This is a genomic window from Brachybacterium epidermidis (genome assembly GCF_015209585.1).
Taxonomy (GTDB): Bacteria; Actinomycetota; Actinomycetes; order Actinomycetales; family Dermabacteraceae; genus Brachybacterium; species Brachybacterium epidermidis.
Map to the genome: position 1 here is coordinate 559,901 of NZ_JADEYR010000001.1, position 25,828 is coordinate 585,728.

Consider the following 25,828-nt stretch of genomic DNA (forward strand, 5'->3'; position numbering starts at 1 on the left):
AGCGGCCGCCGCGCTGACTGCCCGATGCCGGTCAGCAGCAGCGGCTCCCAGGGTTCGCGTCCTGCTCGGCGTACCGCTGGCGCCAGAACTCCCGCTCGCTCAGGGGAGCGTGGGCACAGCCGGTGATCTCGTGGTGGCGAAGATAGTGATCGTAGGCATCCGAGCCGAGCACCCCGCGGGCGATGCGGCACGCACTGGCCAGCATCGACCGCAGGGTGCTTGTGAGGGCCATGACGCTCAGTGCCCCCCGCCTCGGGTCGAGAAGTCCTTCTCGGGGTGACGGCTCAGCCACTGCGCCCACTGCGCCTGCAGTGCCTTCTCCGATGGTGAGGCACCCAGGCCGGAGGGAGCGTAGTACACCGACTCCACCGGCTCCTCCTCCGTGTTCAGCAGGTTCTGGCCCCGCAGGGCCTGGATGGTGCGCCACACGGCCACGATCATCACGATCAGGGCGCACACCACGAACAGGATCGACAGCGAGCCCTGCACAGCCGTGTTGAACACCACCGTCTGCATCTCCTCGACACTGCCAGCCAGCCCCAGGGAGGTCTCACCGTTGGCCAGTGCCTCTTTGAACATCTGGTGATTGGCCCAGTACCCGATAGCCGGGACGGGCGAGAAGATCTTCAGGTATGAGCCGTACACTGTGATCACGGCCGTGAACAGCATCGGCACCGCAATGATCAGCAGGGTCCACCGTCGGCCCTTGCGGGCGAACACGACCAGGCAGATCGACAGGGCGATGGCCGCGAGCAACTGGTTGGCGATACCGAACAGCGGAAACAGGGTGTTGATTCCGCCCAGGGGATCATTGACGCCCATCACCAGGATGGACCCCCAACCGGCCACCATCACCGCGGTGGTGATCCACGCACCCGCCGTCCACTTCGGGTCGCGGAAGCGCTGGTACACGTTGCCGAGCACGTCCGAGAGCATGAAGCGGGCCACTCGGGTACCGGCATCCACCGCCGTCAGGATGAACAGCGCCTCGAACATGATGGCGAAGTGGTACCAGAACGCCATCATGGCGTCCCCGCCGATCACCCGCTTCATGATGCCCGCCAGACCGAGCGCCAAGGTGGGAGCGCCACCGGTGCGCGAGACGATGGAGTGCTCGCCCACTTGCTGCGCGGTGTGCTCCAGCACCTCGGGTTCGACGGACACCCCGGTCAGGCCGAGCGAACTGATGAACTGGGCCGCGCCCTCAGCGGTGCCGCCCGTGGCCGCGAACGACGAGTTCATGGCGAAGTAGATGCCGCGGTCGATGGAGGCGGCGGCCACCAGCGCCATGATCGCCACGAACGATTCCATCAACATGCCGCCGTACCCGATCATCCGGGTCTGGCTCTCCTTCTCCACCAGTTTCGGGGTGGTGCCCGAGGAGATGAGCGCATGGAACCCGGACAGTGCACCGCAGGCGATGGTCACGAAGAGGAACGGGAACAGCGGCCCGGCGAACACGGGGCCGTCGGCCCGGGAGGCGTACTCGGACAGCGGCGGAGCCTGGAGCGCGGGCCGCACCAGGACGATGGCCAGCGCGAGCATCACGATCACGCCCACCTTCATGAAGGTGGAGAGGTAGTCGCGCGGCGCCAGCAGCACCCACACCGGCAGCACCGCGGCCAGGAAGCCGTACCCGATGATCATCCATGCCAGCACGGGGCGGTCGATGTGGAAGAGGGTCTGGCCCCAGTCGCTCTCGGATACCCAGCGGCCGCCGATAATGGCCGCCAGCAGCATCGCGCACCCAATAGCGGAGACCTCCATGACCTTCCCGGGGCGGATGAACCGCAGATAGAAGCCCATGAACAGGGCGATGGGAATGGTCAGGCCCACCGAGAACACGCCCCAGGCGCTCTCCCCGAGGGCATTGACCACCACCATCGCCAGAATGGCGACGATGATCAGCATGATGCTCAGCGTGGCCACGAAGGCCGCGATACCGCCGACCAGGCCCAGTTCGTCGCGGGCCATCTGCCCTAGGGAGCGGCCGTGACGACGGGTGGAGATCGCCAGCACCAGGTAGTCCTGGACAGCACCGGCCAGGATCACCCCGACGATGATCCAGATCGTTCCGGGAAGGTAGCCCATCTGGGCCGCCAGCACCGGCCCCACCAGGGGGCCCGCACCAGCAATGGCCGCGAAGTGGTGTCCGTACAGCACCCGGCGATCGGTGGGAACGTAGTCCTTGCCGTCATAGGCGTACTCGGCGGGGGTGGCGCGGCGGTCATCGGGCCGCACCAAGTTGTCCTGGATGTACTTGGAGTAGAACCGGTAGCCGATCAGGTAGGTGCACACGGAGGCGAACACGAACCAGATCCCGTTGACGTGCTCGCCGCGCACCAGGGCCAGCATCACCCATCCCAGGCCGCCCAGCAGCGCGATGGTCGCCCAGATGGCGATCTTCGCGGGTGTCCAGCGGTGGTCGCGGGCATAGTCCTCGGCGGGCAGCGCTGTGGGTGGGTGGGGATCGGTGAGGGCGGCGGACCCGTTGCGGTCGACCGCCTCGGGTTCCTCGGGCTGGGCGTTGTGGCTCATAGCGGCTACCGTTCTTTCGCAGCGGGGAGCGAGAGGGGGTGCCGTTACCGTAAGCCCGTTCCCAGGTGATTCCAAGGTCCTTGGTCCCCTGCCGCTGCCGGGACGGAACGCGCTGTTCGCGGTGGTGCACGGTGGGTGCGCAGCCCGGTGCCGGACTCAGCAGAAAGAACGCCCCCGTGCCGAGGGTCTGCTGCACGGATAGGCGACAACCGGTCTGCCCAGCCCGTGGGGTTGGACTGGAGGGATGTTCACCGTGTCCAAGCCGTACCCCAAGGAGTCCCGTGACGACGTTGTGCGGGTCGCAACTCCGCTCTGGTGGCAGTCTCCGCCCCGCTCCTGGGCCGTGACGCCGCCCAGGCCACCCTGCTCGGGGCTCACCGGGGGCTTTTCGGGGCAGTCAGCGGCACGCATGATGGACCGTCAGTGCCTGCGTCCGCCGTGATCCGGTCAGTCTCCGACCGCCGCCCGGTACCGGTCCGCGATGACCTCGGCCACCAACGGATGCGTGCCCAAAGGCCGCGCCACCACATCGGCCCCGGACGCCTCCAGTTTCTTCTGGAAGTGTCCCGGTGCCAGCATGTAGGACGCCACCACCACGCGCTCGGCCCCGGCCTGGCGGGCCTGCCGCACCACGGTGGCCACATCCGGCGCGGAGGCCGCCACGTAGCCCAACCCGACCTCGGTTTCCAGAGCGCCCGCGAGCAGGTCACGCATCTGCTCGACCATCGCCACCCCGTCCGGGTCGCTGGTTCCAGCCGCCGCCATCACCACGGTGTCGCCCTTGCTCAGGCCCGCCTCCCGCAGGCGTTCGACCATCACGGTGGCCAGGCGCTCATCCGGGCCCAGCGGCGCGGTCGCCACGGCGGTGCGTCCGCGCACCGCCCCGCCGATGTCCTTGCGCACGTGGTAGCCCGTGGACAGCAGCACCGGCACCACCACCGCTGAGACCGGGGCATCGAGACGGGTGGCATCGGAGGGGCCGGCATGGGCGGCCACCGCATCCTCGATCGCCGGGGCCTGGATGTCCACGAAGGACTCCCGCACCGGGGCATCGACCAGCTCCGCGGCCATCACCAGCAGTTCGCGGATCACGTCGCGGCCCGCCCGGAAGCGGGTGCCGTGGGCGCAGCCGATCAGCACCGGGGAGCGGCCGGGGGCGTCCCCGCCCTGCGCGTCGCCCGCGGAGAACGGGTGCTCCGCCTGCTCCTGCGGGGCGGTGAGGTTGTCGCGGCCCGCGCCGCGACCGGTCTCCTGCGGCTCGGGGGGAGCCAGGAAGCCCTCGGCGGCGGTGCCGCCCACCGCGATCACGGCGGGCGAGGTGATCTGCTCGCGCTCCACGGTCTCCACGATGGTCGCCAGCGTGCCGCGCACGCAACGCTGCTCGAGCATGGTCGCGCTCTGCACGACGGCCACCGGGGTGGCAGGGTCGACACCGTTGAGTGTCGCCTGGGCCACCAGGCGCGGCAGCCATTCCACGCCCATCATCAGCACCGTGGTGGTGCCGGCGTCCCGCAGCGCGGCCAGATCGGCCGGCCCCAGGTCGCCGTGGGCGTTGACCACGTGGAGGGCGACGGCGGTGCCGCGGTGTGTGACGGGGACGTCGCCCGCGGCGGGCCCCGCGATCGAGGAGCTCACCCCGGGCACCACCTGGACGTCGATGCCGGCGGCACGGCAGGCCAGCACCTCCTCGCCGCCCCGGCCCAGCAGGAAAGGGTCCCCGCCCTTGAGCCGCACCACGCGCTTGCCCGCGCGGGCCCGCTCCACCAGCACCTGCTCGATCTCCGCCTGGGGGATCGAGGCCACGCCGGGGGTCTTGCCCACGGGGATGATCTCGACGTGCTCGTCGAGCAGCTCGGTCAGGCCCGCGGGGCCCAGACGGTCCACCACCACCACGTCGGCCTGGCGCAGCAGCGCCAGCCCGCGCACGGTGATCAGGTCCAGGGCCCCCGGCCCGCCTCCCACCAGGGCCACCGTTCCCGGCTCGAGGCGCGTGGTGGACAGGGCACTTGCGTCGAGGGGATCGGAGCCCGGGCGGGCGGGGGAGCCGGGAGCGGTGTCGGAGCCGCCCGCCATCATGAACCGGCGGCCAGCCGGGGCGAGGTGGCCACGTGAAGCTTCCCGTCCCGGATCTCGGCGTCGTACACGGCGATCGGCTGCGGCTCCCCACCCCCGGCATCCAGCACCTCGCCGGTGCTCAGGTTCCAGGCCTGCTTGTACATCGGGGAGGCGATCGTGGGCACGATCGTCCCGGGCTCCTCGCCCTCGCCCGGCACCAGGTGGGAGCCCACCAGTCCGCGAGAGAGGATCTGTGTGCCCGAGTACGGATCCAGCTGCTGGATCGCGTGCACGCTGCCGTCCTCCAGCAGGAACACGCCGATCTGGGTGCCGTCAGGCAGCAGTGCGGCGGCGCCGCGCTCCACGGTCAGGGCATCCACGGAGCAGATCTCGATCATCTCGCCGGCGGTGCCGGCCGAGGTGTCCACGGTGGCGTCGGTGTTCATCGCTGCTGGCTCCTCAGCTCTTCTGGGTGGGGTCGTAGCCGGAGGGCTCGGCGGTCCCCGGCGTGGCCATGGCGTGCTGGCGGGCTGCCAGCGGGGTCGGGTAGGTCTCGGTCTCGCCCTCGGCCGCCGGCCTGGCCTGCCCGCGCTCGAGCACGTACCTCAGTCCCGGGTCGGACTTCTCCGGGGCGTTGACGAAGGAGACGAACTTCGCGCGGCGCTCCGGGTCGTACACGGCCTCGGCCCACTCGTCCACGTAGGAGTCGGCGTGCTTCTGCATGGACTCCTCCAGCTGCTCGCCGATGCCCAGCGAGTCGTCCACGATGATGCGGCGCAGCTCCTCGATGCCGCCCGGGAACTCCTCCACCCAGCGCGCCGTGCGCTGCAGCTTGTCCGCCTCACGGATGTACAGCATCAGGAAGCGGTCGATGCACTTGACCAGGTTGGTGTCGTCCAGGTCCTCGACCAGCAGCTTGCCGTGGGCGGGCTGGGCGCCCCCGTTGCCGCCCACGAACAGGTTCCAGCCCTTCGTCGTCGCAATCACGCCGACGTCCTTGGCCTGGGCCTCGGCGCACTCGCGCGCACAGCCCGAGACGCTGATCTTGAGCTTGTGCGGCGAGCGCAGGCCGCGATAGCGCTTCTCCAGCGCCACGGCCATGGTGGTGGAGTCCTGCACCCCGAACCGGCACCAGTTGGTGCCCAGGCAGGCCTTGACCATGCGCAGGGACTTGCCGTAGGCGTGGCCGGACTGGAAACCGGCGTCCACCAGGCGCTTCCAGATCTCCGGCAGCTGCTCCAGGCGCGCACCGAACATGCCGATGCGCTGGGCGCCGTTGAGCTTCACGTACAGGCCGTAGTCCTTCGCCACCTGAGCGATCACCATCAGGCCCTCGGGGGTGACCTCGCCGGCAGGCATCGCCGGGATCACGGAGTAGGTGCCGTCCTTCTGGATGTTCGCCATCACGAAGTCGTTGGTGTCCTGCAGGGAGCCCAGCTGACGACCCACCGGGTTATGTCGGGAGCCGGTGATCGCGCCCAGGGTGGACAGGATCGAGGCCACCACCGGGCGGCACACCGCACAGCCGCGGCCGGTGCCGTAGGCGGCGACCACCTCGGTGAAGGTCTGCTGGCCGCCCTCCTCCACGAGCTTGAACAGCTCGGCGCGGGAGTACGCGAAGTGCTCGCACAGCCCCTTGGAGACCGTGATGCCGGACTTCTCCAGCTCCTTGTTGAGGATCTTCGTCAGCAGCGGCACGCAGGAGCCGCACACCGTGCCGGCCTTGGTGCACTCCTTGACCTGGCCGATGGTGTGGCAGCCCTGCTCGGTGACGGCGGCGCGCACGGTGCCGGCGGCGACGTTGTTGCAGGAGCACACCACGGCGTCGTCAGGCAGCTCGGTGTCGGGCATGGCGCCGGCGCCGGCCGGGGCGATCAGGGCCGACGGGTCCGCCCCGAGTGCCCGGCCCACCAGGGGCCGCAGCGAGGAGTACAGCTCGATGTCGCCGATGAACACGCCGCCCAGCAGGGTCTTGGCGTCGTCGCTGACCACGAGCTTGCGGTACTGGCGCTTGAACGGGTCGATGAAGGTGACGTCCAGGGCGCCCGGGGTGAGGCCGTTGACGTCGCCGAAGGCGGCCGCCTCCACGCCCACTCCCTTGAGCTTGGTGCCCTCCACCGAGCGCTCATGGGTGCGCTTGCCACCCAGGAAGCTGTCCACGACCACGTCGGCCATGTCGTTGCCGGGGGCCACCAGGCCCGCGCACACGCCGTTGAAGGAGGCGCACTCGCCGATCGCCCAGATGATCTCGTCGGAGGTCTGGCAGGTCTCGCCCACCACCACGCCGCCGCGTTCGCCGATCGCCAGGCCGGCCTCGCGGGCCACCTTGTCGCGGGGGCGGATGCCGGTGGAGAACACCACGATGTCGGCGGGCAGCTCGGAGTCGTCGGTGAGGTGGGCGGTGCCCATGGCGCCGTCGGCCGCGGGAGAGAAGCGTGCCGCCCCTACGCCGGTGCGCACACCGATGCCGAGATCCTCGATCAGCAGGCGCAGCATCTCGCCGCCGCCCTGGTCCAGCTGGACGGCCATGAGACGGTCCGCGAACTCCACGACGGTGGTGTCGACCGCCATGCCCTTCAGCGCGGCCGCGGCCTCCAGGCCCAGCACCCCGCCGCCGACCACCACACCGCGCAGCGGGCGCCCCACCTTCTCGGAGCGCAGGGTGACCCACTCGGCCATCCGCTCGACGTCCTCCACCGTGCGGTAGGAGAAGGTGCCGGGCAGGTCGTTGCCCTCGGCGCGGGGCGACCATGCCCAGGAGCCGGTGGCCAGCACCAGGCGGTCGTAGGCGTGCACGGTGCCGCTGGCGGTGGTGACCGTCTGCGCATCGCGGTCCAGGGCGGTCACGGCGTCGCCGGTGACCAGGGTGATGCGGGGATCGTCCCAGACCGTGGGGTCCAGGGTGAGCAGGTCCGCGTTGCGGCTGGAGAACCAGTTCGACAGGTGCACGCGGTCGTACGGCTGCTGGGGCTCCTCACCGATCATGGTGAGCTCCCAGCTGCCGTCGGGGTCCTGGGCCCGCAGCCGGGAGACGAATCGATGGCCGGTCATGCCGCCGCCGACGACGACGATCCGTTCGCCGTCCAGGGGTGGGGTCGTGGTGGTGTCCTCGGCCGTGGTCAGGGGGGAGTGTCCGGGGGCGGTCATCTGTGGTCACACGTCTCTCTGCGAGGGGCTGCGTCCGACCAGACTAAGGGAGAGCGCGAGGCGGGGCGGGACTTTTCTACCGCCCGCCGGCGGGCTCGCAGCTGATAAGCGGCGATGCGGTACGACCTGGGCCGATACGGGGGCGTCCGAATGGTGGACGGCTGGTCCGCCGTACGACGGGCGGGGGGCTATGGTGTCCGCATGCAGACGATCCTTCTCGTAATCACCGAGCGCGGCTGACGCCCGTTCGTCCCCACGAGACGTCCCGCGCCCCTCAGAGCCACAGGCCGAGGGGCTTTTTCTTTGAAGGAGTTCCGATGACACCTCAGCACCTCACCGGCGCACAGGCACTGGTGCAGTCCTCGAGCACGCCGGGGCCGAGGTCGTCTTCGGCCTTCCCGGCGGGGCGATCCTGCCCACCTACGACCCGCTGATGGATGCGCAGAAGCTGCGTCACGTGCTGGTGCGCATGAGCAGGGCGCCGGCCACGCTGCCAGCGGGTACGCCCATGCCACAGGGAGGGTGGGGGTGTGCCTGGCCACGTCCGGGCCGGGTGCCACCAACCTCATCACCCCCATCGCCGACGCCCAGATGGACTCGATCCCGATGGTCGCCATCACCGGGCAGGTCGGCTCCTCCTTCATCGGGACCGACGCGTTCCAGGAGGCGGACATCGTGGGCATGACGATGCCGGTGACCAAGCACAACTTCCTGGTCAAGGACGCCGCCGAGATCCCGCGCGTGATCAAGCAGGCCTTCCACATCGCCTCCACCGGCCGCCCCGGTGCGGTGCTGGTGGACGTCACCAAGGACGCCCAGCAGGCCACCGCGGACTTCGTGTGGCCCGAGACCCTGGACCTGCCCGGCTACCGACCCGAGCCCCGCCCCCACAACAAGCAGATCCGCGAGGCGGTCTCCCTGCTCATGCAGTCCCGCCGACCGGTGTTCCTGCTGGGCGGCGGCGTGATCCGCGGCCGTGCCTCCCAGCAGGTCACCGAGCTGATCGACACCAGCGGCGCACCGTTCGTCACCACCCTGATGGGCCGCGGCGCCCTGCCGGACTCGCATCCCAGCCACCTGGGCATGCCCGGCATGCACGGCACCGTCGCGGCGGTCTCCGCGCTGCAGCGGGCGGATCTGATCGTGGCCATCGGTGCGCGCTTCGACGACCGCGTGACCGGTCGCCTGGACTCCTTCGCGCCGAACGCGACGATCGTCCATGCCGATATCGACCCTGCGGAGATCTCCAAGAACCGCACCGCCGACGTCCCGATCGTGGGCCAGGCCGCCGAGGTGGCCACCGCGCTGACAGCAGAGCTGCGTGAGCGCATCGCCGCCGACGACACCCGTGACTACGAGTCCTGGTGGAGCACCCTGTCGATGCTGCGTGACACCTACCCGCTGGGATGGACCGCCACCGCCGACGGTTACACCGCCCCGCAGAAGGTGATCTCCCGGATCGGCGAGATCTCCGGACCGGACTCGATCTACGTGGCGGGCGTGGGCCAGCACCAGATGTGGTCCAGCCAGTTCATCCGCTACGAGAAGCCCAACTCGTGGATCAACTCGGGAGGCCTGGGCACCATGGGCTACTCCGTGCCGGCCGCGATGGGCGCCAAGGTGGGACGGCCCGAGACCACCGTGTGGGCCATCGACGGCGACGGCTGCTTCCAGATGACCAACCAGGAGCTGGCCACCTGCGTCATCAACGACATCCCGATCAAGGTCGCGGTGATCAACAACAGCTCGCTGGGCATGGTGCGGCAGTGGCAGAACCTCTTCTACGACAAGCGGTACTCCCACACCGATCTCAACACCGGGCACGGCACCCGCCGCATCCCCGACTTCGTCAAGCTCGCTGACGCCTATGGTGCGGCCGGACTGCGCTGCGAGAGGGACGAGGACATCGACGCCACCATCGAGCAGGCCATGGAGATCAACGACCGCCCGGTGGTGGTGGACTTCCAGGTCAGCGCCGATGCCATGGTCTGGCCCATGGTGCCCGCCGGCGTCTCCAACGACGAGATCCAGATCGCGCAGGGCATGAGCCCCGAGTGGGAGAGGGACATCTGAGAATGAACGCCACCGAATCCGCCATGCCCGCCGACACCCAGACCCTCTCGGTCCTGGTGGAGAACAAACCGGGCGTCCTCACCCGCGTCGCCGCACTGTTCGCCCGTCGCGGCTACAACATCGCCTCCCTCGCGGTGGGCCCCACCGAGCACCCGGAGATCTCCCGCATCACCGTGGTGGTGGACGTGGCCCAGCACCCCCTGGAGCAGATCACGAAGCAGCTCAACAAGCTGGTCAACGTGCTGAAGATCGTGCAGCTCGAGCCCCGTCAGACGGTGCAGCGCGAACTGATGCTGGTGAAGGTCTTGGCCGACAACACCTCGCGCACCTCGGTGCTGGAGATCGTGCAGATGTTCCGGGCCAAGGTGGTCGACGCCGCCGCGGACGCCGTGACGATCGAGGCGACCGGTACGCAGGACAAGCTCACCGCCCTGCTGAGCATGCTGGAGCCCTTCGGGATCCGCGAGATCGTGAAGTCCGGCGAAGTGGCCATCGGACGCGGCGGCCGCGCTCTCACCGACAAGAACCTGCTGGGCTGAGCCCGCCTCCCCACCCATCGCGTTCCATCATCTGATATTCCCTCTCAACCTGTAAGACGGCGGGCTGTAGGATGATCCTGCATCTGCCCCGATCAGCGACCCGATCCGGGCCCGCACCATCGACCCAAGGAGCACACACCGTGGCCGACATGTTCTACGACGACGACGCCGATCTCTCGATCATCCAGGGCAGGAAGGTCGCGGTCATCGGTTTCGGCTCCCAGGGCCACGCCCACGCCCTGAGCCTGCGTGACAGCGGGGTAGAGGTGCGCATCGGTCTCAAGGAGGGCTCGAGCTCCCGCGCCAAGGCCGAGGAGCAGGGCCTGGCCGTCGGCCCCCCCGCCGAGGTCGCCGACTGGGCCGACGTGGTGATGATCCTGGCGCCGGACCAGTACCAGCGCACCATCTACGACGAGCAGATCAAGGACAAGCTGCGCGAGGGCGATGCCCTGTTCTTCGCCCACGGCTTCAACATCCGCTACGGCTACATCCAGCCCCCGGCGGGTGTGGACGTGGCGATGGTGGCCCCCAAGGGGCCCGGCCACATCGTGCGCCGGGAGTACGTGGCCGGTCGTGGCGTGCCCGTGATCGTCGCGGTCGATGAGGATGCCAGCGGCAGTGCCTGGGACCTCGCCCTCTCCTACGCCAAGGCCATCGGCGGACTGCGCGCGGGCGGTATCCGCACCACCTTCACCGAGGAGACCGAGACCGACCTGTTCGGTGAGCAGGCCGTGCTGTGCGGCGGCATGAGCCACCTGGTCCAGGCCGGGTTCGAGACCCTCACCGAGGCCGGCTATCAGCCCGAGATCGCCTACTTCGAGGTGCTCCACGAGCTCAAGCTGATCGTCGACCTGATGATCGAGGGCGGCATCGCCAAGCAGCGCTGGTCCATCTCCGATACTGCCGAGTTCGGCGACTACGTCTCCGGCCCCCGCGTGGTGGACAGCCGTGTCAAGGAATCCATGAAGGCGGTGCTGACCGACATTCAGGACGGCACCTTCGCCACGCGTTTCATCGAGGACCAGGACAACGGCGCCGAGGAGTTCAAGAAGCTCCGCGCCGAGGAGGCCGAGCACCCGATCGAGAAGGTCGGCAAGGACCTGCGTAAGATGTTCTCCTGGAACAAGGACTCCCAGGATGACGGCTACACCGAGGGCAGCGCCGCGCGCTGACACACCCGATCCCCACCCGGCGGCGGGAGCACCCTCGAGGTGCTCCCGCCGCGGTCTTTCGTGCATCATGATGTTCTGAACACACACACGACAGCTCGGCCGACGTGCCGAGCAGGGGGATCCGGGGATGAGCAAGGACGCGACCACCCGCACGACCACACGACGCACGGCGCTGACCGGGCTGGGGGCCCTGGGCGTGATGACGACGGCGGGGGCATGCTCCCTGCTTCCGGGCGGGGACGAGGAGCCGGCCGGAGGGACGGACCCGGCGCCGGGTGCCGGAAGTGACGAGGGAGGCGCCTCCTCGGAGCCCGCCCCGGAGCCTGGCACCACCTTCGACGACTGGGCGGCGGCGGAGGATCTGCGGCTCGTGGAGATCGACACCGCCGCGGCGGACGAGCGCGCGAGGATCGAGCCAGGGCCGCTCGAGCGAGAGGACCGCTTCGGGACCTGGGCCTCTCCCGGCTTCCCGGATGACTCGCCCCTGCTCACCGCCGAGCCGCTCGAGTTCGACGCCGAGGCCGCGGCGGCACTCGGTGGGGAGTCCGAGGCGCGCAGCGCCCTGCGTGACGTGCTGCTCCAGACGGTCGTCGAGGTCGCCGACACCCCGCTGCTGCTCGAGGCCGACAACTCCCGCAGCGGTGAGATCGGGCCCGTCCTCGTGAAGGCGTTCGGGCTCGAGGGCTTCGACCCCTCGGCCTTCGACCCGCTGTTCGAGCAAGTCCCCATCAGCGGGGCGCCGACGCCCGAGGTGGGCGTGCCGGAGATGTTCGACCTCGAACCGGCGCCCTATCCCGAGGATGGTCCTCGGATGAGCGTGCTGGACACCTCCAGCCTCCTCGCACGGGTGCCGGAGGGCACCACGTTCCCCGGCGCGGGCGCCGCTCTGGTCGCGTTCGTGCGCGGCGTGGTGCCGATCGTGCGCGAGGGCGAGGACGGGTTCCTGCGGCGCGAGGTCGCCTTCTATCTCGGCGTCGAGGACGGCCGGATGAACGCGCTGATGACCTACGTCGTCGCCACGGTGCCCACGCTCGCGATCTCCGACGCGGAGGAGCTGCCACTGGTCGAGCCGACCGAGGTGCCCGAGGACTGGCAGGAGATCTCCTTCGGCCGCCTCACCGCCGCGATCCCTCCGACGTCGGGTGAGCTCGAGGAGGTAGAGCTCGGCATCTCCAGCGTCGACGAGGATGGCACTCGCAAGGGCGGGATCACCCTGTTCCGTCTGCCGGTCCCGAGCCCCTACCTGCTCGACGCCGTGCTCTACGCCGCGCGGGCGGAGATCGGCGGCGCGGACCTGGTCACCGCCGCGGTCAGCCGGGGTGGCGAGGACGGGATGGTCGTCGCCGTACGCGTGCACGTGGGGGAGGAGGAGTATCGCGTGCAGGTCAACGGGGTCTCCGCCGAGGAGGCGCCCGTCCTCGCCCACCAGGTGCTGGCGGGGATTCGCGTGGAGGGGTGAGCGGAGCGACTCCTCGGCGCGCTGCAGTTCGCCTCGACCCGGTGAACAGAATGCCTCGCAGTGATGAGAGGTCCGCTGCTTCGGCGATCGAAGCGGCAGCGGGGGAGCCCTGTCCCGTCGCCGACAGCTCCGCAGCCAGCGATCGATCAGGTTGCCCACGCAGCACGAGTGGACTCACCGGCCGTCGATCTCGCATTCTGACCCGCGTTCCCGCATGGCGGACACCGGACTACGCTGTCCCCTGAAACCCGTCGCACCCGAGGGCGTGAGCGACGACCACCATCCGTACCGGAGGAGATTCCGTGACGCGTCCTGTCGTGCTCATCGCTGAGGAGCTGTCGCCCGCCACCGTCGAGGTCCTGGGCCCCGACGTCGAGGTCCGCAGCGTGGACGGCACCGACCGTTCCGCGCTGCTCACCGCGGTGGCGCAGGCCGATGCCCTCCTTGTCCGCTCCGCCACCCTGGTCGACGCGGAGGTGTACGCCGCGGCCCCGAAGCTGCGCGTCGTCGCCCGCGCCGGCGTGGGCCTGGACAACGTCGACGTCCCCGCCGCGACCGCCGCCGGGGTGATGGTGATCAACGCCCCCACCTCCAACATCGTCTCGGCCGCCGAGCTCGCGGTGACGCTGATCCTGGCCTCCCTGCGCAACCTCGGCCGCGCCGACGCCTCGATGAAGCAGGGCAAGTGGGAGCGCAAGGCCCTCACGGGCACCGAGCTGCTGGGCAAGACCGTGGGTGTGGTGGGCTTCGGCCGCATCGGTCAGCTGGTCGCCGAGCGCCTGGCCCCCTTCGGCGTGCACCTGCTGGCCTACGACCCCTACGTCAACCACACCCGCGCCGCCGAGCTGGGCGCCCGGGTGGTCGAGCTCGACGAGCTGATGCGCGAATCCGACGTGGTCACCGTGCACATGCCCAAGACCCCGGAGACCACGGGTCTGATCGGCGCCGAGCAGCTGGCGATGGCCAAGCCCACCCTGCACGTGGTCAACGCCGCCCGCGGTGGTCTCATCGACGAGCACGCCCTGGTGGAGGCTCTCACCAGTGGGCGGATCGCCGGGGCCGCGCTGGACGTGTACTCCTCGGAGCCGCCCTCGGCCTCCCCGAGCGCCGCGAAGCTGCTGGAGCTCGACAACGTCACCCTGACCCCGCACCTGGGTGCCTCCACCGCCGAGGCGCAGGAGAAGGCCGGCACCGCCGTGGCCCAGTCCGTGCGCCTGGCCCTGGCCGGGGAGCTGGTCCCCGACGCCGTCAACGTGGCCGGGGGAGCCATCGACGACCTGGTGCGCCCGGGCGTGGCCCTCGCCGACCGCCTGGGCCAGCTGTTCACCGTGATGGCGGGGGAGGCGCCCGAGCTGCTGGACATCGTGATCCGCGGCGAGATCGCCTCCCGTGACGTCACCGCGCTGAAGCTGTCGGTGCTGCGCGGTGTGTTCCGCAGCGTCGTCACCGAGCAGGTCAGCTATGTCAACGCCCCCGTCCTCGCCGAGGAGCGCGGGATCACCGTGAACCTCGAGACCCACGAGGGCACCGAGCGCTTCCGCAACGAGATCCAGGTGCGCGGCACCCTCCGTGACGGCGAGGTGGTCTCCGTCTCCGGCACCCTCAGCGGAGTGGACCAGATCCACAAGCTGATCGAGGTCGCCGGGCACCCCCTGGACGTGACACTCAGCGACCACCTGATGATGATCCGCTACGAGGACCGCCCCGGCCAGATCGGCCAGTACGGCGCGCTGCTCGGCGAGGCCGGTGTCAACATCGCCGGCATGCAGGTCTCCCGTGCCGGGGACGGACCCGGTGCGGAGGCCCTGGTGATCCTCAACCTCGACCAGTCCGCCCCGCGCGAGCTCGCCGAACGGATCGGCGAGGCCATCGGTGCCCGCGCCATCCATACCGTCGACATCGCGTACTGAACCGGAGACAGCCATGACGAGCAACCCCAGCACTCCCAGCGCCCCCGACCCTCGGCGCACCCGCATCCGTCTCGCCGTCATCGAGGGCGACGGCATCGGCAAGGAGGTGGTCCCCCAGGGTCTGCGGGCCCTGCGCGCCGCTCTCGAACCCGCCGGCGTGTCGGTGGAGACCACCGACTTCGACCTCGGCGCCGGCCGCTGGCACCGCACCGGCGAGACCCTCACCGAGGACGACATGCAGCGCCTGGCCGAGCACGACGCGATCCTGCTGGGTGCCGTCGGCGACCCCGAGGTCCCCTCAGGGGTCCTCGAGCGAGGGCTGCTGCTGAAGCTCCGCTTCGGCTTCGACCACTTCGTGAACCTGCGCCCCACCCGCCTGGTGCCCGGCGTTGCCTCACCGTTGGCCGATCCCGGCGAGGTGGACTTCCTGGTGGTCCGCGAGGGCACCGAGGGCCCGTACGTCGGCAACGGCGGATCCATGCGCACCGGCACCGAGCTGGAGGTCGCCACCGAGGTCTCGCTGAACACCGCCGTCGGTGTCGAGCGCGTGGTGCGCTACGCCTTCGAGCAGGCTCAGCGGCGCCGCAAGAAGCTGACCCTGGTCCACAAGCACAACGTGCTGGTCCACGCCGGGAAGCTGTGGAGCCGCGTGGTGGACCAGGTGGGCCGCGAGTTCCCCGAGGTCACAGTGGACTACGCCCACATCGATGCCGCCACCATCTACCTGGTCAACGACCCGGCCCGCTTCGACGTGATCGTCACCGACAACCTGTTCGGCGACATCCTCACCGACCTCGCCGCCGCGATCGGCGGCGGCATCGGACTGGCCGCCAGCGGGAACATCAACCCCACCGGCGACTCCCCCTCCATGTTCGAGCCGGTGCACGGCTCCGCCCCCGACATCGCCGGGCAGGGAATCGCTGACCCCACCGCGACCGTGTCCTCCGTGGCACTGCTGCTGGACCACCTGGGCCACGAGCAGGCCGCCGCGACCGTGCGGGCCGCCGTCGAGGCCGACCTCGCCGCTCGGGGCGAGCTGGGTACCCGCAGCACCACCGAGATCGGCGACGCCCTGGTCGCCGCGATCAGCGGACACTGACCGAACTATCCTGCCCTACCCCGTCCCGAGGAGACATCGATGAGCGCGCTCACCTTCACCCCCGCCGCCACCGCGCGGCGCATCACCGACGACGAGCGCGCCCGCATCCTCGCCGCCCCCGGCTTCGGCCAGCACTTCACCGACTTCATGGCCCACGCCCGCTGGACCGTGGAGGAGGGCTGGACCGGCGCCGAGCTGGTGCCCTTCGGGCCGCTGCAGCTCTCGCCCGCCGCGGCGGTGCTGCACTACGGGCAGGAGATCTTCGAGGGCATGAAGGCGTTCCGCCACGCCGACGGCTCCGTGTGGACCTTCCGGCCCGAGCAGAACGCGCGGCGCATGATGCGCTCCGCCCGCCGCCTCGCACTGCCTGAGCTTCCCGAGCGGGACTTCCTGGAGTCCGTGCGCGCCCTCGTGGCCGCCGATGAGCCCTGGGTGCCGCAGCCGGAGGGGGAGACCTCCCTGTACCTGAGGCCGTTCATGTTCGCCTCCGAGGAGTTCCTGGGGGTGCGGGCCTCCCACACGGTGGACTACTACGTGATCGCCTCCCCGGCCGGCGCCTACTTCCCGCGCGGCGTGCAGCCGCTCGTGGTGTGGGTGACCGACACCTACGCCCGCGCCGGCGCCGGTGGCACGGGCGCCGCCAAGTGCGGCGGCAACTACGCCTCCTCTCTGCTGGCCAAGAACGAGGCCGTCTCCCACGGGGCCGATGAGGTGATGTTCCTGGACTCCGAGACCCACACCGCGATCGACGAGCTCTCCGGCATGAACGTCTTCGCGATCACGAGGGACGACCGCATCCTCACCCCGCGCCTTTCGGGATCGATCCTGGAGGGCGTGACCCGCGAGTCCGTGCTGCGCATCGCCCAGGACCGCGGGCTTCAGCCCGTGGAGACCACGCTGCTGATGAGCGAGGTCGCCCACCAGATCAGCGCCGGGGAGATCACCGAGATGTTCGCCTGCGGCACCGCGGCGGTGATCACCCCGATCGGCGAGTTCCGCTCCCAGGACGGCACCTGGACCATCGGCGACGGCAGCTCCGGCCAGACCACCCTCGCCCTGCGCGAGGAGCTGACCGGCATCCAGTACGGCCGGGTCCCCGACCGCCACGGCTGGCTGACCCGACTGGTGTGAGGACGCCATGACGACCCCCGGCCCCCGCACCGCAGTCGACCCGATCGACGCGTTCCACCTCTACGACACCACCCTGCGCGACGGCTCCCAGCAGGAGGGGCTCACGCTCTCCGTGGCCGACAAGCTGGCCGTGGCCCGCCATCTCGACGAACTGGGGGTGACCTACATCGAGGGCGGGTGGCCCGGCGCGGTCCCCCGGGACACCGAGTTCTTCGCCCGCGCCCGCACCGAGCTCGACCTCAGGTGCGCGCGACTCGCGGCCTTCGGCGCCACCCGCAAGGCCGGGGTCCCCGTCCAGGAGGATCCGCAGGTCGCAGCGCTGGTCGACTCCGAGGCCCCCACGGTGACCCTGGTGGCCAAGTCCGATCTGCGCCACGTCACGGGCGCCCTGCGCACCGACGGCGAGGAGAACCTGGCGATGGTGCGGGACACCGTCACCCACCTGGTCCGGCTGGGGAGGGAGGTGTTCGTCGATGCCGAGCACTTCTTCGACGGCTTCGCCCATGATCCCGACTACACCACCTCCGTGGTGGTCGAGGCCTTCGCGGCAGGCGCGCGCGTGGTGGTGCTGTGCGACACCAACGGTGGCATGCTCCCGCACCAGGTGACCGAGGTGGTCGAGGAGCTGCGCGCCCGCCTGAAGGCCGCAGGCCACGCCGGGGCACGGCTGGGCGCACACACCCACAACGACTCCGGCTGTGCCGTCGCCAACGCCCTCATGGCAGTGCGCTCGGGCATCACCCATGTGCAGGGCTGCGTCAACGGCTACGGGGAGCGCACCGGCAACGCGGATCTGCTCACCATGCTCGGGGACCTGCAGCTGAAGATGGGGCTGGACCTGGTGCCGGGGGAGACCCTCGCCGAGGCCACCCGGATCGCTCACGCCATCGGCGAGATCGTCAACATGCCCGTCGGCGCCCGCGCGCCCTACGTCGGGGCCAGCGCCTTCGCTCACAAGGCGGGCCTGCACGCCAGTGCCATCCGGGTGGACCCGGACCTCTACCAGCACATGGATCCCCGCGCCATCGGCAACGACATGCGGATGATCATCTCGGACATGGCCGGGCGCGCCTCCATCGAACTGAAGGGCCGGGAGCTGGGCTTCGACCTCACCGGGCAGAAGAACCTGCTGGGGCGGCTGGCTGGCACCGTCAAGCAGCGCGAGGCGGAGGGGTACTCCTACGAGGCGGCCGATGCCTCCTTCGAGCTCCTGCTGCTGGAGGAGATGGGTCGCGTGCCGCGGTACTTCGAGGTGGAGTCCTGGCGCGCCACCTCCCAGCAGCTGCGTGACGGCACCCTGGAGACGGAGGCCACCGTGAAGCTGCGCGGGGCGGGCACTGACGGGGCCGACGGCGGCCGCTCCGTCGCGATCGCTGAGGGGAACGGTCCGGTCAACGCCCTGGACCTCGCCCTGCGGCAGGCGCTGCGGGACCGCTTCCCGCTGATCGACGAGCTGGAGCTGCAGGACTTCAAGGTGCGCATCCTCGATGCCCACCACGGCACCGACGCCACCACCCGGGTGCTGGTGCGCACCGCGGGGGCGGATCTCGAGTTCACCACCGTGGGCGTGGGCCCCAACCTCATCGAGGCTTCCTGGGAGGCGATCTCGGATGCGTACACCTACGGGCTGTACAAGGCGGGGATCACCCCGTCGGCGCCCGGCCTCGGATAGTCTGCGCGACATGACTCAACTCGTGCTCACAGCGATCGGTGATGACCGCGAAGGACTGGTCTCGGCCCTCTCCGAGCAGGTCGACCTCCATGGCGGGAACTGGCTGGAGAGCGGCCTGTCGCATCTGGCCGGCAAGTTCGCCGGTGTGGTCCTGGTGGAGGTGCCCGAGGAACGGGTCCAGGACCTCACCCGCGCCCTCGACGCCTTGCATCAGAGCGTGGGCCTGCGGGGCGACGTCACCGATGCCCGCCTCGCGGCCGGCGCGTCGGGCGATGCCGGGGAGCAGGAGCCCCTACGGCTGCACCTGGTGGGGCAGGACCGCACCGGCATGGTGCGGGAGGTCACCTCGGCGCTCGCCGCCCAGGGCGCCAGCATCGAGGACCTGCGCACCTGGACCAGCGATGCCCCGCAGGGCGGCGGCGTGCTGTTCGAGGCGGAAGCCCTGGTCGCCCTGCCGGCGGGGCGCGACCCGGGCGAGGTGCGGGAGGCGCTGGAGCGCATCGCCGCCGAGCTGATGGTGGACCTCGACCTCGACGAGCCCGCCTGAGCGGTGCCAGCGCGTTGGCAGGAGACGAGACCGGGCATGTCTACCATCGCGCTCATGCCCGACGCCCCCCCGTCTGCCAGTACCGTGCCCGTCAGCTCCCCTGAGGGAGGCCTCCTCTGATGGGCACCACGATCCTCCTGCTCCTGCTGGGCGTCGCGATCATCCTCGCGCTGATCGCTGCCAACGGCTACTTCGTGGCCCAGGAGTTCGCCTACATGTCGGTGGACCGCTCGCGGCTGCGGGCCGCCGCGGCCGGGGGCGACGAGGCCGCCAAGCGCGCCGTGAAGGTCACCGAGCGCACCTCCTTCATGCTCTCCGGCGCCCAGCTGGGCATCACCGTGACCGGCCTGCTCGTGGGTTATGTGGCCGAGCCCCTGGTGGGCGAGTCCCTGGGCACGATCCTGGGAGTGGCCGGCGTACCCGCCGCCATCAGCATCGCGGCGGGCACCGTGCTGGCCCTGGTGCTCGCCACCGTGGCGCAGATGATCTTCGGTGAGCTGTACCCCAAGAACCTCGCCATCGCCGCCCCGGAGCCCGTGGCCCGCGCCGTCTCCCGCTCCACCCTGATCTACCTGGCCCTGTTCGGCTGGCTGATCACCGTCTTCGACCATGCGGCCAACGGCCTGATCCGCCTGCTGGGCATGGAGCCCGTCCATGACGTGGACTCCACCGCGACCGCCAAGGATCTCGAGCGGATCGTGCGCGACTCCCGCGACAGCGGGGACATGCCCGAGGACCTCTCCGTGGTGATCGACCGCGTGATCGACTTCCCCGAGCAGGACGCCGAGCACGCCATGGTTCCCCGCGCCAAGGTCAGCACCGTGGACACCGAGACCACCATCGGTGAGATCCGCACCCTGATGGCCGGTGCCCACAGCCGCTACCCCGTGGTCTCCGACGAGGACGAGCCGGTGGGCGTGGTGCTGATGACCGACCTGCTGGCCGCTGGCCACGGCGACCACGAGTCGGTCACCGTGGCCATGCGCGAGCCCCTCATCGTCCCCGAGCGGATGCCGCTGCCCGATGTGCTGGAGGCCCTCAGCGAGGTCGGCCAGGAGATCGCCTGCGTGATCGACGAGTTCGGCACCTTCTCCGGCATCCTCACCGAGGAGGACCTCGCCGAGGAGCTGATCGGTGAGCTGCACGACGAGCACGATGCCGAGACCGACGAGGTCACCGCCTCCACCGGCCCGGAGGACTCCTGGGAGATGGACGGCGACGTCCACGCCGACGAGCTGATACGCCTGATCGGCCACCCCCTGCCGGAGGATGACTACGAGACCGTCGGCGGCCTGGTGATCGCCCAGCTGGGCGAGCTTCCCGAGGAGGGCCGCACCCTCACCATCGAGCTGCCCGCCGTGCCCAGCGACGTGGTCGCCGACCAGCCCGTGCGTCGCGAGCTCCACATCGAGGTGCTGGAGACCGACCGTCATGTGCCCAGCCGCCTCCGGGTGGAGCTGCGGGTCCACGAGATCGACCCCGATGAGCTGAAGGCCGGCGACATCGACAGCACCGACCGCGCGACGGACCAGGAGACGAAGCGATGAGCACTGATCCCGTCTTCGTCACCGTCGCGACGATCCTGCTGCTGATCGCCAGCGCCTTCTTCGTCGTCATCGAGTTCGCACTGCTCGGTGCCCGTCAGCACCGCCTCGAGGAGGAGACCGGCCACAGCGCCTCAGCGCGGGCCGCACTGAAGGGCATGCACGAGCTGACCATCATGCTGGCCGGCGCGCAGCTGGGCATCACCCTGTGCACCTTCGCGCTGGGCGCCATCACCAAGCCGGGCGTGGATGCGGCGCTGGGCCCGCTCCTGGAGGCGACCGGGCTGCCCTCCCAGGTCGCCGGCACCACCTCGTTCGTGCTGTCGCTGCTGCTGGTCACCTTCCTGCACCTGGTGGTGGGGGAGATGGCTCCGAAGTCCTGGGCCATCGCTGCCCCGGAGACCGCCGCAAAGGTCATCGCGATCCCCTCCCGGGTGTTCATCGCCGGGGTGCGGCCCCTGCTCACCTTCGTCAACGCGGTGGCCAACCGCCTGGTGGCGGCCAGCGGCTTCGAGCCCATGGACCGCGCCGCCGTGGGCGGTCACGACGCGGAGACCATCCGGCAGCTGGTGGAGCACTCCGGGGAGCAGGGCGTGCTGGAGCAGGAGTTCCGCGACCAGATCTCCGAGGTGCTGGACCTGGCCGACGCCCCGTTGTGCGGGTTGATCGACCCGGCCGACCGCGCCACCGCCGTGGATCGCGATGCCACCGTCGCCGATCTCCAGGCGGCCTCGGCCCGCACCGGTCACAAGCGGATCCTGGTGCGGGACCTGGATGCCGACGGCCCCGGTGTGATCCACGTGCGCGACACCCTGCTGGAAGATTCGGCCCGTCCCGTCGCCGAACTGGCTCGCCCCGCCTTCCGGCTCCAAGGGGACACCCCGGTGCTGGCCGCGCTGACCATGATCCGGGGAGAGAACGAGCAGCTCGCGGCGGTCATGGACGGGGAGGAGTTCCTCGGCGTGGTCACCTCGACCGACATCATGCGCAAGGTGCTGCCCCGCCGGGAGCCGCAGGAGACCGGCGCCTAGAGGGGGTCCACGCGCAACCGGAACCCCTGCGCCCGCAGCCGCTCGACGAGCACATCGCCCAGGGCCACGGCCGGTGTCAGCACGCCCCCGCCGGGGCGGCAGCGCTCGGGCTCCACGGCCAGGGCGAGCGCGCACTGTCCGATCATCACGCAGGTGGCGGCGTACCCGGGGTCACCCTGGGCGCCCACGGTGGCCAGGTACCCCTGCCCGTCCTGGGCGGTGGTCCGGGCCTGCACCTCGAACAGGCCGGAGGCGCGCTGTTCGGGGGAGGGGCCCTCGCCGGGCTTCGGCAGCAGAGCATCGACGATCCGCGACAGGCCCGGTGTGCTCAGCCCCAGCCACAGCGCCGCGAGTCCGGTGCGGAGCGCCTGTGCACGCCGGCGTCCCCTCCGCCCTCGCCCGGTGTCGACCATCTCGCGGTACCGGAACGCCGCGCCGTACCCCGCCGGTGTGTCCCCGTGCTCGCGCAGCAGCGCGTGGCTGCGGCGCACGATGCGGGTGTTGTAGGAGGCCATGACGAACGGGGCCGTCCACCGGCCGGAGCCCGCCTCGACGAAGACGTCCGTGGAGTCCTCTTGCCCGGGCAGGCGCGGATCGGCGGCACGGTCCGGTGCGAGCGCGTAGGGATCGGCGGCCAGCTGCGCCGCCTCCCGGTCGGAGCGGACCAGGGAGAGCTGCTCGCGCATCGAGTCCACGGTGCCTCCGCTGAGCCCACCGCGCAGCCGTGTCACCAACAGGGTGGTGTCGCCCAGCCCGCCCGCTCCGTCTGCGGTGGCGGCGCCGTGCAGGAGGTGGACGGCCAGATCGGAGGGGACCGAGTCGAAGCCGCAGGAGTGGACGATGCGGGCCCCGGTGCGCACCGCCTCGTCATGGGCGCGGTCGATCGACGCGCGCACGAAGGCGACCTCCCCGGTCAGGTCCACGTAGTCGGTGCCGGCGCGGGCGCACTCGAGCACCAGCGGCAGGCCGTGGCGGTGGTACGGGCCGACGGTGCTCAGCACCACCCGGGTCGATGTGGCCAGGTCCGCCAGCGCGGCCTGGTCGCTGCTGTCAGCGGTGAGCAGATCCCACTCGGGGCGGCCGTGCCGGTCCCGCACCTCCTCCAGGCGGGAGACGGTGCGGCCCGCCAGGGCGATGCGCAGCCCGGGGGGAGCCTGGTCGGCGAGGTGCTGGGCGACCAGACGGCCGATGAAGCCGCTGGCACCGAACAGGACGAGGTCGTGACGCCGGTCGTGGTCCATCCCTCGACCGTACCCTTCCCGTGCGCTGAGCGGGGAGCGCGCAGGGAGCCGATACCGGCGTCAGTGCCCGCCCAGCTCGCCCACGTGGGTGATCGCCAGCACCGGCTCGCCGGCCTCGTCGGTCGCCTCCAGGTCCAGCTCGGCCTCGATGCCCCAGTCGCGGTTGTGGTCCGGATCGTCCAGCACCTGTCGGATCCGCCACACCTTGGACTCCTCGGTGATCTGCAGCAGCTGCGGTGAGCGGGCCGGGCCGTCGATGCCGACGTGGTCGTAGGTGTCGTAGTAGTCGTCCATCGCCTCGGCCCAGGCCTTCCGGTCCCAGCCCGAGGCGCCGTCCAGCTCCGCCAGGCGTGCCTCGCGTTCGAAGGCGAAGTGCTCCACGCGCTGCCACATGGCCGAGCGCACCATGGTGCGCAGCACCTTGGTCTGGGCGGAGAGGCCGCGCGGGGTCGAGGGGCGGATCTCCTCGGCACCGTCGGTGGCGTCCTCGGGATGGGTGAGGGCCTCCCACTCGTCCAGCAGCGAGGAGTCGATGCCGCGCACCAGCACCCCGAGCCACTCGATCATGTCCTCGAGCTGCGTGGTGCGCAGATCCTGCGGGATGGTGCGGCGCATCGCCTGGTAGGCGTCGGAGAGGTAGCGCAGCACGATGCCTTCACTGCGGGCCAGGCTGTAGCGCTGCACGAACTCGCTGAAGGTCTGCCCGGTCTCGTAGATCTCGCGCACGATCGACTTGGGGGAGAGGTCACCGGCCCGCACCCAGGGGTGCTTTCCGCGGTAGATCTCCAGGGCGGCCTCGAGGTCCTCCTCCAGGGGCCTGGGCCAGGTGACCTCGTCCAGCTGGGCCATCCGCTCGGTGTACTCGACGCCGTCGGCCTTCAGCTCCGCCAGCAGCTCGCCCTTGGCGGCGTTCTGCTGTGCCAGCAGGATCTGCATAGGGTCCTCGAGGATCGCCTCGATGATCGAGACGGTGTCCAGGGTGACCGTGTCAGACTCCTCGTCCAGGGAGTCGATCATGGCGATCGCGAACGGGGCCAGCGGCTGGTTCATGGTGAAGTCCAGCTGAAGGTCCTCCACCAGGGCGATGCGACGACCCAGATGATCGGGCTCAGCGAGGATCTCGATGATGTCGGCGTCGCGCAGCCCGCGGAAGATGTCGACCGCCTGTTTGACCAGCGCCAGCTTCTGGGTGCGGGTCTGGTGGCTGGTCATGATCAAGTGGCGGCCAGCAGCGATCGCGTCCCCGGGCCGGGCGATCAGCGCCAGCACCATGGAGGCGGTGATCCGAAGGTGGGGGCGGAGCTGCTCGGGCGGGTTCTCCACCAGCTTGGTGAGGTTCTGCTCGGACCACGTCACCGCGCCGTCGGGGACCTTGGGCCTCGGCTCCTTCTTGCGCTTCTTGGCGCTGTTGGGCGCCGTGCCGGCCTCCTCGCGGGCACGCACCTTGGCCCGCTCCTTCTCGAACTCGATGGTCCACACGGGGGCCTGCACCACCACGTGGCCCACGGTGTCGAAGCCCGCCCGGCCCGCACGGCCGGCGATCTGGTGGAACTCCCTCGCGTTCAGAAGGCGCGTGCGACGCCCGTCGTACTTCGCCAGCGCTGTCAGCAGCACGGTGCGGATGGGCACGTTGATGCCCACCCCCAGGGTGTCGGTGCCGCAGATGATCTTCAGCAGCCCGGACTGGGCCAGCTTCTCCACCAGACGCCGGTACTTGGGGAGCATGCCGGCGTGGTGCACGCCGATCCCCTCACGCACCAGGCCGGACAGCACCCGCCCGAAGCCCTTGGCGAAGCGGAAGTCGCCGATGATCTCCCGCACCTGCTCCTTCTCCGCGGCGGTGAGGATCTTCTGGCCCTTCAGGGCCTGCGCCTGCTCGAGCGCCTCCTTCTGGGTGAAGTGCACGATGTAGACCGGCGCGTCGCGGTCCTCGACGATGGTGGCGATGGTGTCCGGCAGGGGCTCGAGCGACCAGCGGAAGTCCAGCGGGACCGGGCGGGGCGCGTCGTCGATGGTGGTGACCGGACGCCCCGTGCGCTGTTCGAGGTCCTCCTCGAAGAAGGAGACATCACCCAGGGTGGCGCTCATCAGCACGAACTGGCAGTCCGGCAGCTCCACCAGCGGCACCTGCCAGGCCCAGCCGCGCTGGGGGTCCCCGTAGAAGTGGAACTCGTCCATCACGGCCAGGCCCACATCGGAGGTGGGGCCGTCGCGCAGGGCGTGGTTGGCGAGGATCTCCGCGGTGCACACGATGATCGGGGCGTCGTGGTTCACCGAGCTGTCCCCGGTCATCATGCCCACGTTCTCGGCGCCGAACTGGGAGACCAGGTCGAAGAACTTCTCGCTCACCAGCGCCTTGATGGGGGCGGTGTAGTAGGAGCGCTGGCCCCGGGCCATGGCCGCGAAGATCGCGCAGTAGGCGATGGTGGTCTTGCCCGAGCCGGTGGGGGTCGCTGCGATCACGTGATCCCCGGCGGCGATCGCCAGCAGCGCCTCCTCCTGGTGCGGGTAGAGGCTGCGGCCGATGGCCTGCTGGGAGGCGATGAAGCCCTCGACGATCCGGTCCTGCGCGGCCTCGTCGTCCGCAGCGACAGGGGAGGAGTGGTCACCGGGCAGGAAGCGCGTCAGCAAAGCCATGGGTCCAGTCTCTCAGGTGCAGCCATCCGCTTA

Annotated in this window: 17 protein-coding genes and 1 pseudogene; 11 read left to right on the top strand and 7 right to left on the bottom strand. The window is 70.3% G+C overall.

Features of this window, described 5'->3' with window-relative positions:
- Window positions 1-31: 31 nt before the first annotated feature.
- From IOE58_RS02540 to nirB, 5 genes are all read right to left on the bottom strand, one after another.
- On the bottom strand, window positions 32-232 hold the full coding sequence (locus tag IOE58_RS02540) for a YbdD/YjiX family protein (protein WP_193864833.1): 201 nt from the start codon (window positions 230-232) through the stop codon (window positions 32-34).
- A 5-nt stretch (window positions 233-237) separates the two neighbouring features.
- Window positions 238-2,538, bottom strand: a complete 2,301-nt coding sequence (locus IOE58_RS02545) for a carbon starvation CstA family protein (RefSeq protein ID WP_193864834.1) — start codon at window positions 2,536-2,538, stop codon at window positions 238-240.
- 447 nt (window positions 2,539-2,985) lie between these two features.
- Complete coding sequence (gene cobA / locus IOE58_RS02550; protein WP_228018501.1) at window positions 2,986-4,614, bottom strand: uroporphyrinogen-III C-methyltransferase; 1,629 nt, start codon at window positions 4,612-4,614, stop codon at window positions 2,986-2,988.
- Window positions 4,611-5,039, bottom strand: a complete 429-nt coding sequence (locus IOE58_RS02555; protein WP_193864835.1) for a nitrite reductase (NAD(P)H) small subunit — start codon at window positions 5,037-5,039, stop codon at window positions 4,611-4,613. Before IOE58_RS02555 ends, cobA begins: the two co-directional genes overlap by 4 nt.
- 13 nt (window positions 5,040-5,052) lie before the next feature.
- Window positions 5,053-7,740, bottom strand: a complete 2,688-nt coding sequence (nirB, locus tag IOE58_RS02560; protein ID WP_193864836.1) for a nitrite reductase large subunit NirB — start codon at window positions 7,738-7,740, stop codon at window positions 5,053-5,055.
- Window positions 7,741-8,057: 317 nt separating this feature from the next.
- Here nirB and IOE58_RS02565 point away from each other — a divergent pair.
- From IOE58_RS02565 to IOE58_RS02615, 11 genes and pseudogenes are all read left to right on the top strand, one after another.
- Window positions 8,058-9,813 (top strand): annotated as a pseudogene (locus IOE58_RS02565) (acetolactate synthase large subunit).
- Window positions 9,814-9,815: 2 nt separating this feature from the next.
- Entirely contained in the window at window positions 9,816-10,352 is a 537-nt protein-coding gene (gene ilvN, locus IOE58_RS02570) for an acetolactate synthase small subunit (RefSeq protein ID WP_193864837.1), read from the top strand.
- 140 nt (window positions 10,353-10,492) lie between these two features.
- Window positions 10,493-11,524 carry a ketol-acid reductoisomerase gene (gene ilvC, locus IOE58_RS02575; protein WP_348981841.1) on the top strand — a complete coding sequence of 344 codons (1,032 nt, stop codon included), beginning with the start codon at window positions 10,493-10,495 and terminating at the stop codon, window positions 11,522-11,524.
- Between the two features lie 127 nt (window positions 11,525-11,651).
- Window positions 11,652-12,983, top strand: a complete 1,332-nt coding sequence (locus IOE58_RS02580; protein WP_228018502.1) for a hypothetical protein — start codon at window positions 11,652-11,654, stop codon at window positions 12,981-12,983.
- 302 nt (window positions 12,984-13,285) lie between these two features.
- Window positions 13,286-14,893 (top strand): phosphoglycerate dehydrogenase, encoded by a 1,608-nt coding sequence (gene serA, locus IOE58_RS02585; protein WP_193864838.1) that lies wholly within the window; start codon window positions 13,286-13,288, stop codon window positions 14,891-14,893.
- Between the two features lie 13 nt (window positions 14,894-14,906).
- Complete coding sequence (locus tag IOE58_RS02590; RefSeq protein ID WP_193864839.1) at window positions 14,907-15,992, top strand: 3-isopropylmalate dehydrogenase; 1,086 nt, start codon at window positions 14,907-14,909, stop codon at window positions 15,990-15,992.
- Between the two features lie 39 nt (window positions 15,993-16,031).
- The gene (locus tag IOE58_RS02595) at window positions 16,032-17,123 is read left to right on the top strand and encodes a branched-chain amino acid aminotransferase (RefSeq protein ID WP_193864840.1); all 1,092 of its coding nucleotides are present in this window, start codon (window positions 16,032-16,034) and stop codon (window positions 17,121-17,123) included.
- Between the two features lie 7 nt (window positions 17,124-17,130).
- Entirely contained in the window at window positions 17,131-18,795 is a 1,665-nt protein-coding gene (gene cimA / locus IOE58_RS02600) for a citramalate synthase (RefSeq protein WP_193864841.1), read from the top strand.
- 10 nt (window positions 18,796-18,805) lie between these two features.
- Entirely contained in the window at window positions 18,806-19,342 is a 537-nt protein-coding gene (locus IOE58_RS02605; RefSeq protein ID WP_193864842.1) for a glycine cleavage system transcriptional repressor, read from the top strand.
- A gap of 119 nt (window positions 19,343-19,461) precedes the next feature.
- A complete protein-coding gene (locus tag IOE58_RS02610) occupies window positions 19,462-20,889 on the top strand; it encodes a hemolysin family protein (protein WP_193864843.1) in 1,428 nt (475 codons plus the stop codon).
- The gene (locus IOE58_RS02615; protein WP_193864844.1) at window positions 20,886-21,917 is read left to right on the top strand and encodes a CNNM domain-containing protein; all 1,032 of its coding nucleotides are present in this window, start codon (window positions 20,886-20,888) and stop codon (window positions 21,915-21,917) included. The genes IOE58_RS02610 and IOE58_RS02615 overlap by 4 nt, the downstream gene beginning before the upstream one ends.
- Here the strand turns inward: IOE58_RS02615 and IOE58_RS02620 are convergent.
- Together IOE58_RS02620 and IOE58_RS02625 are read right to left on the bottom strand one after the other, a co-directional pair.
- Entirely contained in the window at window positions 21,914-23,158 is a 1,245-nt protein-coding gene (locus IOE58_RS02620) for a saccharopine dehydrogenase family protein (RefSeq protein ID WP_193864845.1), read from the bottom strand. The two genes, IOE58_RS02615 and IOE58_RS02620, sit on opposite strands and share 4 nt — an antisense overlap.
- A gap of 60 nt (window positions 23,159-23,218) precedes the next feature.
- Window positions 23,219-25,795, bottom strand: coding sequence for a DEAD/DEAH box helicase (locus tag IOE58_RS02625; RefSeq protein WP_193864846.1), 2,577 nt, complete (start codon window positions 25,793-25,795; stop codon window positions 23,219-23,221).
- Window positions 25,796-25,828 lie beyond the last annotated feature (33 nt).